12 protein-coding genes are annotated in these 13,171 nt (G+C 70.1%); 10 read left to right on the forward strand and 2 right to left on the reverse strand.

Translation table 11 applies throughout. The annotated features are described in order from the left end of the window. Positions 1 to 84: 84 nt before the first annotated feature. Positions 85 to 771: a M23 family metallopeptidase gene (locus BS329_RS21805; protein ID WP_076163088.1), complete on the reverse strand. Its 687-nt coding sequence runs from the start codon at positions 769 to 771 to the stop codon at positions 85 to 87. Between the two features lie 627 nt (positions 772 to 1,398). Here BS329_RS21805 and BS329_RS21810 point away from each other — a divergent pair. From BS329_RS21810 to BS329_RS21850, 9 genes are all read left to right on the forward strand, one after another. Next, positions 1,399 to 3,267 (forward strand): hypothetical protein, encoded by a 1,869-nt coding sequence (locus tag BS329_RS21810; RefSeq protein WP_076163089.1) that lies wholly within the window; start codon positions 1,399 to 1,401, stop codon positions 3,265 to 3,267. After that, positions 3,264 to 3,623: a hypothetical protein gene (locus BS329_RS21815; protein WP_076163090.1), complete on the forward strand. Its 360-nt coding sequence runs from the start codon at positions 3,264 to 3,266 to the stop codon at positions 3,621 to 3,623. Before BS329_RS21810 ends, BS329_RS21815 begins: the two co-directional genes overlap by 4 nt. Before the next feature lie 117 nt (positions 3,624 to 3,740). Continuing rightward, on the forward strand, positions 3,741 to 4,910 hold the full coding sequence (sucC, locus tag BS329_RS21820; RefSeq protein ID WP_076163091.1) for an ADP-forming succinate--CoA ligase subunit beta: 1,170 nt from the start codon (positions 3,741 to 3,743) through the stop codon (positions 4,908 to 4,910). 1 nt (position 4,911) lies between these two features. Beyond that, positions 4,912 to 5,799 (forward strand): succinate--CoA ligase subunit alpha, encoded by an 888-nt coding sequence (gene sucD / locus BS329_RS21825; protein ID WP_076163092.1) that lies wholly within the window; start codon positions 4,912 to 4,914, stop codon positions 5,797 to 5,799. Between the two features lie 302 nt (positions 5,800 to 6,101). Next, positions 6,102 to 6,926 (forward strand): DUF5336 domain-containing protein, encoded by an 825-nt coding sequence (locus tag BS329_RS21830; protein WP_076163093.1) that lies wholly within the window; start codon positions 6,102 to 6,104, stop codon positions 6,924 to 6,926. A 143-nt stretch (positions 6,927 to 7,069) separates the two neighbouring features. Continuing rightward, positions 7,070 to 8,515: a cell division protein PerM gene (locus BS329_RS21835; protein ID WP_076163094.1), complete on the forward strand. Its 1,446-nt coding sequence runs from the start codon at positions 7,070 to 7,072 to the stop codon at positions 8,513 to 8,515. A gap of 76 nt (positions 8,516 to 8,591) precedes the next feature. Next, complete coding sequence (gene purN, locus BS329_RS21840) at positions 8,592 to 9,209, forward strand: phosphoribosylglycinamide formyltransferase (RefSeq protein WP_076163095.1); 618 nt, start codon at positions 8,592 to 8,594, stop codon at positions 9,207 to 9,209. Continuing rightward, positions 9,206 to 10,768: a bifunctional phosphoribosylaminoimidazolecarboxamide formyltransferase/IMP cyclohydrolase gene (gene purH / locus BS329_RS21845; RefSeq protein WP_076163096.1), complete on the forward strand. Its 1,563-nt coding sequence runs from the start codon at positions 9,206 to 9,208 to the stop codon at positions 10,766 to 10,768. The genes purN and purH overlap by 4 nt, the downstream gene beginning before the upstream one ends. 250 nt (positions 10,769 to 11,018) lie before the next feature. After that, positions 11,019 to 11,792, forward strand: coding sequence for a hypothetical protein (locus BS329_RS21850; protein ID WP_076163097.1), 774 nt, complete (start codon positions 11,019 to 11,021; stop codon positions 11,790 to 11,792). Here the strand turns inward: BS329_RS21850 and BS329_RS21855 are convergent. Further along, a complete protein-coding gene (locus BS329_RS21855; protein ID WP_076163098.1) occupies positions 11,789 to 12,493 on the reverse strand; it encodes an SRPBCC family protein in 705 nt (234 codons plus the stop codon). The genes BS329_RS21850 and BS329_RS21855 overlap by 4 nt on opposite strands. Positions 12,494 to 12,673: 180 nt before the next feature. Here BS329_RS21855 and BS329_RS21860 point away from each other — a divergent pair, with 180 nt between their 5' ends. Beyond that, positions 12,674 to 13,171: a pyridoxamine 5'-phosphate oxidase family protein gene (locus tag BS329_RS21860; protein ID WP_076163099.1), complete on the forward strand. Its 498-nt coding sequence runs from the start codon at positions 12,674 to 12,676 to the stop codon at positions 13,169 to 13,171.

Raw genomic sequence — 13,171 nt, forward strand, 5'->3', positions numbered from 1 at the left:
CTGAAGGCACGCCAGAGCGTCATTGCCCGGCGTGCCCTTGCATCGGGCGTGGTCACCGGTGTGGTGAGAGGAATAGAGGCTCGATCAGCCGACGTTGACGCCGCGGGCGGCGAGCCACGGGCGCGGGTCGATCTTCTTCGTGCCGTTCTGCCACACCTCGAAGTGCAGGTGCGGGCCGGTGCTCTGGCCGCGGTTGCCGACCTCGGCGATCTCCTCACCGCATTTGACCTTCTGGCCTTCGCGGACGGAGAACGAGTTCATGTGGCCGTAGACGTGGACCGTGCCGTCGGAGAGCTGGACCTTGACCCAGAGGCCGAAACCGCTGGCCGGACCCGCTTCGATGACCGTGCCGTCGGAGGCCGCGACGATCGGCGTGCCGATCGGGGCCGCAAGGTCGATGCCGAGGTGGCTCGTGCCCCACCGGGCGCCGAAGCCCGAGGTGAAGGTGCCCTTGGTGGGCATGCAGGTCTTGGGGCGCTTGGCCTCTTCTTCGGCCTTGCGGGCCGCTTCGGCCTCACGTTTCACGCGGGCCTGGGTGATGCTGTTGCTGTCCGAGAGCTTCTGGGCCTCGGCCGAGGCGTTCGCAGACTGGCTGGTCGGCAGCAACTCGGGGGCGCCACCAGTGGCTCCGCCACCGAGGGCGAACGAGGCGCTCGCGTCCTGGGTGCTGGCCAGCGGGGTGACGGCGGCGTCGGAGGATTCCGAAACGGACTTCAGGGTCTGCCCGGCAGCGGCGGCCGCGAAGGCGCCGGCGGCGACGGCCGCGACCACGACACGACCGCGGAGGGCCGAGGACGGGGGCGACAGTCGGTGCGAGCCCCGGACGCGAACGACCGCACCATCGAGTGCGTTCTCGAGCGCCGGGGAAGGAGCTTGGCCGCCGGGGGAGCGGTGTGAAGCCAAGACGGGGCCTTCCATGTTCGGGGAGTCGGATCAAGAGCCCGGGCGGGGGAACCCGGTGAACGACCTCGGGGGTGGTTCGTTCGACGCTCTCATTCGTGATCTGACTGTAATGGGGACCAGGGGACAGTAACGAAGCGGCACCCCGGTCAGCAAGATTTGGTCGCGCCCTCGGCCGATCAGGCGACGCCGATCTGGCCGTTGTCCAGTGAATATCACCCAAAGTTAGCTGAGGTTTACTCGTAACCTTGTGATTTGCGTTACAAGATCATGCGGCCATTCGGGGGTACCGGAGGGTCGGAAAGGAGGCAAACGAGGGAAATAACCGGTTGCCCGGTGATGTTGAAGGAGGTTTACCCGCTCTCTGCCTCCGCTGAGGCCCTCCGTGAGCGCCACTGAGCGCAACTGAGCGCCTTCGAGTGCCGCTGAGCGCTGGTGAGATCTGCGGCGCCCCTGCTGGCGGGCCCCCGCGAACCCGGCTTGCTAGCGTCGCCGTCGATGACTTCGCGCTCACGGCACCCCGGTGACGAATCCGCAGTGACTTCGGCACCCGCGGACTCCACCGGGCAGGCCGTCCCCGGGACCGCTTCCGCCGAACCATTCCGGAGCGAACCGGGCGCCCGCCCGCGAGCGCTCCTGCTGTCGGCGGGGCTGGTGTCGGCCGGTGCGGTCGCGCTGGCCGTCGGCGCGCTGCTGCCCGCCGTCCGGGGTGGTTCGCCCGGTTTCGCCGCCGGGCCGTTGCTGGTCGTGCTGGCCTTGGCACCCGCGGTGGCCGTGGTCTACGCCCTGGTGACCGGACGTCCGGGGCTCACGGCCGGGCTGGTGCTGGGACTGACGGCGCTCGCGCCCGGGCGGTTGCTGCTGGACCTGCAACTGCTCGCGGACGGATCCCTCGCCGCGCGTCCGGAGCTGTTCCTCGCCGACCGTCTGCTCGCACTGCCTCCGGCCGGGCCGGGACTGTGGCCGCTGGTGGGGGGCCACCTCCTCACGCTCGCCGCCGGGGCGTTCGCCGCGGGGACCGCCCGCGACGAGGCGGAACTGGCGGGCGAACTCGACGGACGCCGCCGCTGGCGGCTGCTCGGGCCGGTGCTCGGCGTGGTGGGCGGGATCGGCCTGCTGCTCGCACCGCTCGGTTCGGGCAACGCGTACCTCCTGGCGAAGAACGCCTTCGAGGGGCCGACGGTCGCGATGGCCGGATACCTGCTGCTCGCGGCCCTGCTTCCGTTGACCGTGCTCGTGGCGGTCAGTTCGCCCTCGGCCGGGGTCGGCAAGGGCGGGTTCGCCGGTGCCGGGCTGGCGGCGCTGGCGGTCGGGGTGCCGCCGGTGGCCGCGGGACTGGTCGTGGACCGGCTCTCGGTCGCGCCGGGTTCGGTGCTGGTGACCGTCGCGGGCCTGGCGCTGCTCGGGCTGGCCTTCACCCGGTTCGACGTCGAGGAAGCGGGCGAGGCGGCTACCGGTGACCTGGCGGGCGAGGCCAGGCTGCCCGGGCTGTTCTGGTGGCGGCTGGCCACCGGCGGGCTGGCGCTGCTCGCCGCCGCGGCGGCGGTCGCGGGCGCGCTGACACCGGTGCTGAAGGCCAACGGCCCGACGCCCGTCCCCGAGACACCGGCGCGCTGGCTGCTGCTCGGCGCCGCCGTCGCGCTCGCCGTACCCGCGCTGTTCGTCTTCGTGCCACGGCTTTCGCCGTTCGCCAGGGGAGTCGTCGCGGCCACGTGGGCGGGTGTCGTCCTCGCGGGCGCGGGCGTCCTGAGCGCGGCTTTGTCCGTGACGGAGGACAAGGCGGTCGACCCGGCGCTGTTCGGCGTCGATCTCCCGCTGCCGTCGCCGGACAAGGTCGGCTACTCGGCGGGCCCGGGCGTCACCTGGACGTTCGTCGCGCTCGCGCTGGCGGCCGTCGCCGCGCTCGCCGCGGTGATCACCGGGGTCGTGGAACGTGACGTCACCGACGACGCCGCGATGGACACCGGGCTGGACGGCTCGCGGGCGAACGGCACCGTGCTCTCCCCGGTCGTCGCCGCGGCGGTGCTGGCGATCGCGGCGTTCGGCACGCCGGTGTTCATCGCGCCCGGCTATACCGCTCCAGGCCTGTGGTCGGACTTCGGCGCGGCGTCGTGGGGCCTGCTCGGCGCGCTCGCGGTCGTCCTCGGCCTGTACGCGCTCGTCGTGCGCTCACGCCCGATCGCGGCCGCGGCCGCCTTGGCCGGTGCCGCGCTGGTGCTCGGCCTGCGCGCGGCGGAACTGCCGCTCGTCGGGTCGGAATACGAGGGCGCGTCGGCCGGGATCGGGTTCTGGCTCGCGCTGGGCGCCGCAGTCGTCTCCCTCGTCGCGGGCGTGATGGCTGTGGCGGGCTCGCGGCGGTCCGGGTGACCCGTCGTCTCCTGCGCGTCGTGCTGGCCGAGTACGGCGTCGAGGAAGGTTCGGCGGTCGCGCTCGGCAGGGTGCTGCGTGACGACGGCGTCGAGGTCGTCTACGCCGGGCGCCTCGACACCCTCGACCACTTGGTCCGGACGGCCGAACAGGAGGATCCGGACATCCTCGGCGTGGTGCGAGGCGCGAGTGAGCCGGAAGGGCTCGCCGAAGCGCTCCCCGACGTCCTTCTCTTCGCGGTCGGTAACGGCGCAGGCGAGTTCGAAAACGCCTTCGAAAGCCTGGAAGAGGCGGCGAACTGGGTCTCCGGTGTGCGGTCTCACACCGTGGAAACACCGTCTGACCGCGTACGGTGACCGACTTCACCAGATGCGGAGTCCCCGGCTTCTGCGCAGGTCGCTAACCTCGACTGGTCCGACAGCGCGGTCCGGCAACGGACCACCACAGTGGCGTGTCGTCAGGAGACTGGAGTAGTGGACCTCTACGAATACCAGGCGAGGGATCTCTTCGCCGCCCACGGAGTACCGGTTCTGCCGGGTGCCGTGGCAAACACCCCCGAAGAAGCCAAGGCCACCGCCGAGAAGATCGGCAACCAGGTCGTCATCAAGGCGCAGGTCAAGACCGGCGGCCGCGGCAAGGCCGGCGGCGTCAAGCTGGCCCAGACGCCGGACGAGGCCGCGGAAAAGGCCGAGGCGATCCTCGGTCTCGACATCAAGGGTCACATCACGCGTCGCGTGCTGGTGGCCGAAGCCTCGGACATCGCCGAGGAGTACTACTTCTCCTTCCTGCTGGACCGTGCGAACCGCACCTTCCTCGCGATGGCTTCGGCCGAAGGTGGCGTGGAGATCGAGCAGTTGGCCGTCGAGCGTCCCGAAGCGCTCGCGAAGATCCCGGTCGACGCGATCATCGGTGTCGACAAGGCGAAGGCCGTCGAGATCCTGACCGCGGGCAAGTTCCCGGAGAACGTGGTCGACGAGGCCGCCGACGTCGTCGTGAAGCTCTGGGAGACCTTCGTCTCCGAGGACGCGACGCTGGTCGAGGTCAATCCGCTGGTCCGTGACCCGCAGGACAAGATCATCGCCCTCGACGGCAAGGTCACCCTCGACGAGAACGCCTCGTTCCGTCAGCCGGGCCACGAGGCCCTGGTCGACAAGGACGCGGAGAACCCGCTCGAGGCGAAGGCCAAGGCCAAGGACCTCAACTACGTCAAGCTCGACGGCCAGGTCGGCATCATCGGCAACGGCGCGGGCCTCGTGATGTCCACTTTGGACGTCGTGGCCTACGCGGGCGAGAAGCACGGCGGCGTCAAGCCCGCCAACTTCCTCGACATCGGCGGCGGCGCCTCGGCCGAGGTCATGGCGGCCGGACTGGACGTCATCCTCAACGACACCGACGTGAAGAGCGTCTTCGTCAACGTCTTCGGCGGCATCACCGCTTGCGACGCGGTCGCGAACGGCATCGTCGAGGCGCTGAAGATCCTGGGCGACGAGGCCACCAAGCCGCTCGTCGTGCGGCTGGACGGCAACAACGTCATCGAGGGTCGCCAGATCCTGGCCGACGCGAACCACCCGCTGGTCACCGTGGTGGACACAATGGACAACGCGGCCGACAAGGCCGCCGAGCTCGCCGCGGCAGGTGCGTGAGATGTCGATCTTCATCAACGAGAACAGCAAGGTCATCGTCCAGGGGCTCACCGGCTCCGAGGGCATGAAGCACGCGACCAAGATGCTGAAGTCCGGCACGAACATCGTGGGTGGCGTCAACGCCCGCAAGGCAGGCCAGACCGTTTCCGTCGAGGGCAAGGACCTCACCGTGTTCGGCACGGTCGAGGAGGCCATCAAGGAGACCGGCGCCGACGTTTCGGTCATCTTCGTGCCGCCGAAGTTCGCCAAGGACGCGGTCATCGAGGCGATCGACGCCGAGATCCCGCTCGCCGTGGTGATCACTGAGGGCATCCCGGTGCACGACTCGGCCTACTTCTGGGCGCACGCGGTCGCGACGGGCAACAAGACCCGCATCATCGGGCCGAACTGCCCCGGCGTGATCAGCCCCGGCAAGTCGAACGCGGGCATCATCCCGGCCGACATCACCGGTGCCGGCCCGATCGGTCTCGTGTCGAAGTCGGGCACGCTGACCTACCAGATGATGTACGAGCTGCGTGACATCGGTTTCTCGACCGGTGTCGGCATCGGCGGCGACCCGATCATCGGCACCACGCACATCGACGCCCTCGAGGCGTTCGAGGCCGACCCCGAGACCAAGGTCATCGTGATGATCGGCGAGATCGGCGGCGACGCCGAAGAGCGTGCCGCGGCCTACATCAAGGACAACGTCACGAAGCCGGTCGTCGGCTACGTCGCGGGCTTCACCGCGCCCGAGGGCAAGACCATGGGCCACGCCGGCGCCATCGTCTCCGGCTCCTCCGGCACGGCCGCCGCCAAGAAGGAGGCCCTCGAGGCCGCCGGCGTCAAGGTCGGGAAGACCCCGAGCGAGACCGCCGTCCTGGCACGCGAGCTGTACAACAGCCTCTGATCTTTCGGAGACTGAGCACTTCCCCGGCGGGCCGGGCACCCACCCAGGTGCCCGGCCCGCCGACTTGCGTTCAGCCCCCTAATCGCGATCCGGCGACCGGAGCGCGTTTAGCGGGCTAAACGCGAAACGCACGTCGCTGAGGGGTTCCGCGCGGAACCCGATCGGGTGTACAGACGTCTCAGAGCCCGAGGCGAGAGATGACCGCGTGCGTGCGCTAGCGTTCGAGCATCACAGCCGCCTCGTTTTGTCCCGGGGGTCCCGCGTGCCCCGGGGTGCCGGTCCAACGACAGGAGAGCATTCGGATGTCCTATCCCAGCGGTGGGCCCGGCTACCCCCAGCAGGGTGGCGGCCAGCAACACCCCAGCCCAGGATCGGGAGCCTTCCCGCAGCAGCAGGCGCCGTCGTCACCGGCGACCCCGCTGAACCTGGCGTTGCTGCTCGCGCTCGCCGTCACCGTCCTCGGCCTGGTGCAGTTCTTCATCGGTTTCTCCGACGAGGCCGACGCCGCCAAGGAGGTCTCGGTCTTCCTCCTGGTCGGCGGTCTGCTCGCGGCACTGCACGCGCTGCCGCGCGGCCCGAAGGTGCTGCCGTTCGCCGCGCTGTTCAGCGTGCTCGGCGCGTTCGGCGCGCTCGACCTGATCATCGGCTACCCGACCGTCGACGGCGGGGAGGGCCGCCCGGAGGTCTCGGTCCCGGGCATCATCACCGTGGTGCTGATCCTCGGCATCCTGCAGATGCTGGTCGCGGTCGCGGCGCTGCTGTTCGAGCACGACGTCCTCAAGCTGCCCGCCGCGAAGCCGCAGCAGCAGGCGCCGCAGGCCCCCTACAGCCAGCAGTTCCCGCAGCAAAGCCCGCAGGGTCCGTTCGGCCAGCAGGGTCAGCAGGGCCCGGCCGCCACGCAGGTCCAGCCGTTCCCCGGCGCGGGTCAGCAGCAGGGCCAGCCGCAGGGTGAGCCGTCCGGCCCGTTCGCGCAGCCGGGCGGGTTCCAGCCGCCGGTCACGCAGCCGCCGGGCCAGCAGGCCACGACGTACGCGCCCCAGCAGGGCCAGTTCTTCCAGCAGCCGCCGTCCTCGGAACAGGGCCAGAACCCGGGTACGCCGCCGGGTGGTCTCGACCGGCAAAGCTGACTTTTCGCACCAAGAAGCACCCACTGTGACTCTCCGTGTCACAGTGGGTGCTTTTCTTTTCCCGGTTACCCGACCGGGTGGGTTGGGCCACGTGCGCCACCCGATGGCGGCGTGCCTCACCCGGACGGCCCAGTCCGGATGTCATGGTGCGGATCATGAAGCTGCTCACCCGCGACGAACGCCCGCCGGGCGAAGAGCCGGTGAGCGACCTCGTCCCCGAGCCGGAGGTGTCCAGGGCGAAGCGGGTTCGGGTGTTGCTCACCGCGGCCTGCACGTCCTTGCTCTTCTCCTACACCGCGGTCGCGACGGTTCTCGCGGTGGTCGCGTTCGCCGCCGACCGCATCCGGTTCTCCACCGTGGGCGCCCTGCTCGCCGCCGGACCCGGCTGGCTCGCCGCGTGGCAAGTGGAACTCGAACTCGGCGGTCATCCGCTCGGTGTGCTGCCGCTGCTTCCGACGCTCGTCGTCGCGGGGCTCGCGGCGAGGACGGCCGCGCGCGCCGTGCGCCGGATCGGTGGCCGGACCCCGGCGGCCGCCGTCCCCGTGGTGGCGGTGACAGCCGGGGCGCACGCGCTGTTCGGCGCGGTCATCGCCATGCTGGCAGGCGGATCGCCGATCGGGGTGAACCCGCTGACCGCCTTCTGCGTGCCGGGACTCCTCGCCGGACTCGCCGCCGTCGCGGGCGTCGCCAAGGTCTGCGGGCTTCCCGCCGCGGTGCGGGACCGGTTCGACCCGGTGGCCGTGCATGGCCTGCGGGCGGGCGCGCTCGGCCTCGCCGCGCTGGTCGCCTGTGGCGCGGCGGTGTTCACCGTCGCCACCGCGTTGGCCTGGTCCACTGTGGACAGTCTGTTCGAACCAGGGCTCGGTGCGAGCTCCGGCCTGTTCGTGCTTTCCGTGGCGTACCTGCCGAACGCGGTCGTCGCCGCGTTGTCCTTCATCACCGGTCCGGGTTTTTCGGTCGGTTCGCTGACCGTCGGCATGTTCGGCTACCAGGAAGGACAGCTGCCCGGAGTGCCGGTGCTGGCGGGGATCCCGTCGCACCCCGCGGTCTGGTGGCCGGCGTTGCTGCTCCTGCCCGCGCTGGTCGGCGCGCTCGTCGGCTGGAAGATCCGCGCGATCGACGAGGAGCCGATGCCGCGGATGCGGGCGGTCGCCGTCGCGGGCGCGCTCGTCGCGTTCGGCTGCGTCGCCCTCGGCACCCTTTCCGGCGGCAGGCTCGGTGACGGGCCGTTCGACCCGGTCAGCGTGCCGGTCGGGGTCGCGTCGGTGATCGCCTTCTGCTGGATCGTCATTCCCGGCGGGTTCGTCGCCTTTTTCGCCGGAGCGCACGAGCCGCCCGAACCGCCGGGTGAGTCCGAAGCTACCGTCGAGGTCGAGGAAGAAGAGGTCTTCGAAGCCGACGAAGAAGCCGTCGAGCCTGAAGAAGCCGAAGCAGGGCCGGGCGACGACGATCTGGACGACGAGGCCGAAGCGGAACTCGCCCGCGAGCTAGGTGAAGATTCCGGCGAAACCCCGCCCGAGCAGGACATCGCTGTGACCGAGTCCACCGACGGGTCCGGCGGCGAAAGCGCCCACGGCAGCGACCGTTAGGGTTGTCGCGACCAGGTGAAGCGCCGTACGCCCGAGTGCGTACCGCCGTGGCAAGGAGCCCGTTCTGGCTAGTCGGTTGGACCTGCCCACTCCGGTGAAGCTCGTCGTCCTCGCGTCCGGTTCCGGCACGCTGCTGCAAGCCGTGCTCGACGCGGTCGAAAAGCCGAACTTCCCGGCGAAGGTGGTCGCCGTCGGAGCCGACCGCACCGGGATCGAAGCGCTCACCCGGGCCGAACGCGCCGGCGTGCCGTCGTTCGCCGTGCGGATGGCCGACCATCCGGACCGCGTGGCGTGGGACAAGGCGATCACCGAAGCCGTCGCCGCCTACCAGCCCGACCTGGTCGTCTCGGCGGGGTTCATGAAGATCCTCGGCGCCGAATTCCTCGCGCGGTTCCCCGGCCGCGTGATCAACACGCATCCGGCGTTGCTGCCGTCGTTCCCCGGCGCGCACGCCGTGGCCGACGCGCTGGCGATGGCCGTCAAGATCACCGGGTCGACGGTGCATTTCGTCGACGCCGGAGTGGACACCGGGCCGATCATCGCGCAGGAGCCGGTGATCGTGGAGTCCGATGACGACGAGCACGTCCTGCACGAGCGGATCAAGGCCGTGGAACGCAGGCTCCTGGTGGAAACGATCGAAAGACTCGGCCGGAGCGGGTGCGCGGTCGAGGGACGAAAGGTGAGGTTTTCGTGAGTACTGCACTCCGGCAGCGTCCCGTCCGGCGCGCGCTGATCGGCGTCTCGGACAAGGCAGGCCTGCTCGAACTCGCCACCGGGCTGCACGCGGCGGGGGTCGAGATCGTGTCGACCGGCGGCACGGCGAAGGTCATCGCCAACGCCGGGGTGCCGGTGACGCCGGTCGAAGAGGTCACCGGGTTCCCCGAGTCCCTCGACGGCCGGGTCAAGACGCTGCACCCGCGCGTGCACGCGGGTCTGCTCGCCGACCGTGATCGCCCGGAGCACGTCGAGCAGCTCAAGCACCTGGACATCGCGCCGTTCGACCTGCTCGTGGTCAACCTGTACCCGTTCACGCAGACCGTCGCTTCGGGCGCGAGCCCGGAGGACTGCGTCGAGAACATCGACATCGGCGGACCGGCGATGGTGCGTGCCGCGGCGAAGAACCACAGCAGCGTCGCCGTCGTGGTCGACCCCTCCCGCTACGGGTGGGTGCTGGAGCGCGTCGCCGCCGGTGGTTTCGAGCTGGCCGACCGCAAGCGGCTCGCCGCGCAGGCCTACGCGCACACGGCGGCGTACGACACCGCTGTCGCCTCGTGGTTCGCGAACGTGTACGCGCCCGCGGACGACTCCGGCTTCCCCGACTTCACCGGCGCTTCGTGGGAGCGCGGCGATGTCCTGCGCTACGGCGAGAACCCGCACCAGAAGGCCGCGCTGTACAAGCACTGGCGGCCGGGCCTCGCGCACGCGGAGCAGCTGCACGGCAAGGCCATGTCGTACAACAACTACGTCGACACCGACGCCGCGCGCCGCGCCGCCTACGACTTCGACGCCCCGGCCGTCGCGATCATCAAGCACGCCAACCCGTGCGGGATCGCCGTCGGCGAGGACATCGCCGAGGCCCATCGGAAGGCGCACGCCTGCGACCCGGTTTCGGCCTACGGCGGGGTGATCGCGACCAACCGGCCGGTGAGCCGCGAGGCCGCCGAGCAGATCTCCGACGTGTTCACCGAGGTCGTCCTGGCGCCGGACTTCGACGCCGAGGCGCTGGAGATCTTGCAGCGCAAAAAGAACGTGCGGCTGCTGAAGCTGCCCGCGATCACGTCGCCGGATCCGATCGAGTTCCGGCCGATCTCCGGCGGCATGCTGGTGCAGACCGTCGACACGATCGCCGCCGAGGGCGACGACCCGGCGAACTGGACCCTGGCGACCGGCGCGGCCGCCGACGAACGGACGCTGGCCGACCTCGAGTTCGCGTGGCGTTCGCTGCGCGCGGTGAAGTCGAACGCGATCCTGCTGGCGAACGACGGCGCGACCGTCGGCGTCGGCATGGGTCAGGTCAACCGGGTCGACTCCTCGCGGCTCGCGGTCTCGCGTGCGGGGGACCGGGCGAAGGGCGCTGTCGCCGCTTCGGACGCCTTCTTCCCGTTCCCGGACGGCCTCGAAGTCCTGCTGGAGGCAGGTGTCCGCGCCGTCGTCCAGCCGGGCGGGTCGATCCGTGACGCCGAGGTCATCGCCGCCGCCGAGGCCGCCGGGGTCACCCTGTACCTGACCGGCACGCGCCACTTCGCCCACTAGCCCCGACCTGCGTTTAGCCCCCTGATCGCGATCCGGCCGCTCCCAGCACCGACGTCGCCTTTAGCGGGCTGATCGCGATCCGGTGCCGTCTTGCGTTCTGCCCCCTGATCGCGATCCGGGGGCGCCCGCGGACAGCACTGCGGGCGTTCCCGGTGCCCGGCCCGGCCGCGCCGTGCCATGCTGACCGCGTGTCGCCTTTAGCGGGCTAAACGCGACGCGCGAGCGTACGCGAAGATCGGTAGGAGGATCGGTGCACCAGCCGCCGCAGGGGTACGGCCAAGGTCCGGGCCAGGGCCCGCCACCTGGACCGGGATACGGACAGCAGCAGCCGGGTTACGGCCCGCCCCAGCCCGGTGGGCAGGGGTATGGCCCGCCGCCCGGATATCCCCCGCCCGGCTACGGGCAGCCGCCCAAGAAGAAAAAGACCGGGCTGATCGTCGGCCTGGTCGTGGGTGGCGTCGTCCTGCTCGGCCTGGGTATCCCAGGCGGCATCTTCGCGTCGGAGTACTACTCGTCCGTCGGCAAGGCGCCGGTCTCCCAGCAGCCGCCCGCCGAGTGCAAGGTCTCTCCGGAGACCCTGACCAAGGCGGTCACCACCAGCTTCCAGGGCGTCCGCGAGAACGAGATCAAAGCGGGCGACATCGTCACCAAACAGTACGGCTGCTCGTGGGCGGCGCCGGACGGTGACAACGTCCACGACCGCACCCTTCAGGTCATGGTCTACCGTCACGAGGGGCCGGACGCCGAGAAGCGCGCGGCCGAGTCCTCCGTCGGGTCGGCCGCGCCGTCCGAACGCCAGCAGCAGGTGCAGGGCATCGGGGAGAAGGCGGTTCTCGTCTCTCTGGACACCGACAGCGCCTTCAGCGGTGCCGAACTGCGCTTCACCCGGGGCGTGTACGTCGGCATCGTCACCTATAAGGGCTGGGACAAGGGGTTCTTCACGAACTCGCCGATTCCGCCCGCGGAGTCCGCCGAAGCGGCGAAGTCCGTCGGGGCCGAGCTCGCGAAGAACCTGCCTCGCTAGGCGTACAGGCCGTTCAGCCAGGCCGTCCATGCTTTCTCGGCCTTGCCCGCGTCGGCGTCTTCGGCGAACAGGTGGTGCCCGATGCCGACAGGCCGGCCCCAGACGTTCCGGCCGTAGAAGCGATACAGCGCGTCTTCGGTCCGGACGCCGATGAAGGCCTGCGTCAGGTAGTCGACGACGCCTTCGATGGTGCCGCCCGGTACGTCGAAGCGCACCTGGTCGCCTGCGACAGTCGCGCCGATCGCCGCCCGCACGACCTCGAACGCCTCCGGAGCCTTCGAGGCTTCGGGCGCGTCGGTCTTGAAGTACTTCACCTGCCGACGGTTGAAGTGTGTCAGGTATTCGGCCAGCGAGTGGTGGTAGAACGCCGTGTGCCGCTTGCAGGCGTCGTATTCGACGTCGTCGAGGACCGTGGTGTGTTCGTAGCGCAGGTAGGTCCCGCCGTCCTTCGGCTCGAGGACGTACTCGAGCGTGTTGAACCAGCCGGTCCCGTCTTCCGCGTAGGTGACGAAGCGTTGTGACGGCTTCCAGACGGTCACCATGCCGCCGTTCGGTGTGAGGCCGGACTCGGCGCCGCCGTCACGCGGTTCGTACTGGATCGGCCAGAGCCAGCCGCCGCTGCCCGTCGTGATCGCGGCCCAGGTGTCGGCGGGTGTGGTGGGCAGGAAGCCCTCGAAGCGGACCTCGGATTCCTTCGTCATGGCTGTCCTCTCTCGTGTGCCTTCACAGACGCGACGCCTGGCCAGGTGCCGTTTCGACAAACAGATCGCGTTTAGCCCGCTAAAGGCGAAGTGAGGCGGGTCACATTCCGGGGTGTCGAAGTGGCGGGGACAGCGGCGTCCCTGGGGTGTCCGCGAAGACAGCGACCCGAGGAGAGCGACATGCGGCAGAGCACGATCGACGAGATCCTGAACCGCCCGTACAGCCGGGACCTTCTGGCCCGTGACCTGGCCCGGCTGGCCTACACCGCGCTTGACGGCACGCCGCGGGCGATCCCGATCGGGATCCACTGGAACGGCGAGGAGGTCGTCATGTGCACCGCGACGAACGCGCAGAAGCTGCTTGCGCTGCGCCGCAATCCCGCCGTCGCGCTGACGATCGACACCGAATCGCACCCACCGAAGGTGCTGCTCATCCGCGGCACGGCCAAGCTGGACTATGTCGACGGCATCCCCGACGAGTACCTGCGGTGGAACGGCAGCTACGAGATGACGCCTCAGCAGCGGGCAGAGTGGGAGAAGGAAGTGCGGTCGCTCTACGACGGCATGGTCCGCATCGTGGTGACCCCGACCTGGGTCAAGCTCATCGACTTCGAGACCACCCTGCCTTCCGCCGTCGAAGAACTCCTGCGTCAGCGGGCAGCGCGCCAGGACGCCTGA

The sequence above is a fragment of the Amycolatopsis coloradensis genome (assembly GCF_001953865.1).
GTDB classification, from domain to species: Bacteria; Actinomycetota; Actinomycetes; order Mycobacteriales; family Pseudonocardiaceae; genus Amycolatopsis; species Amycolatopsis coloradensis.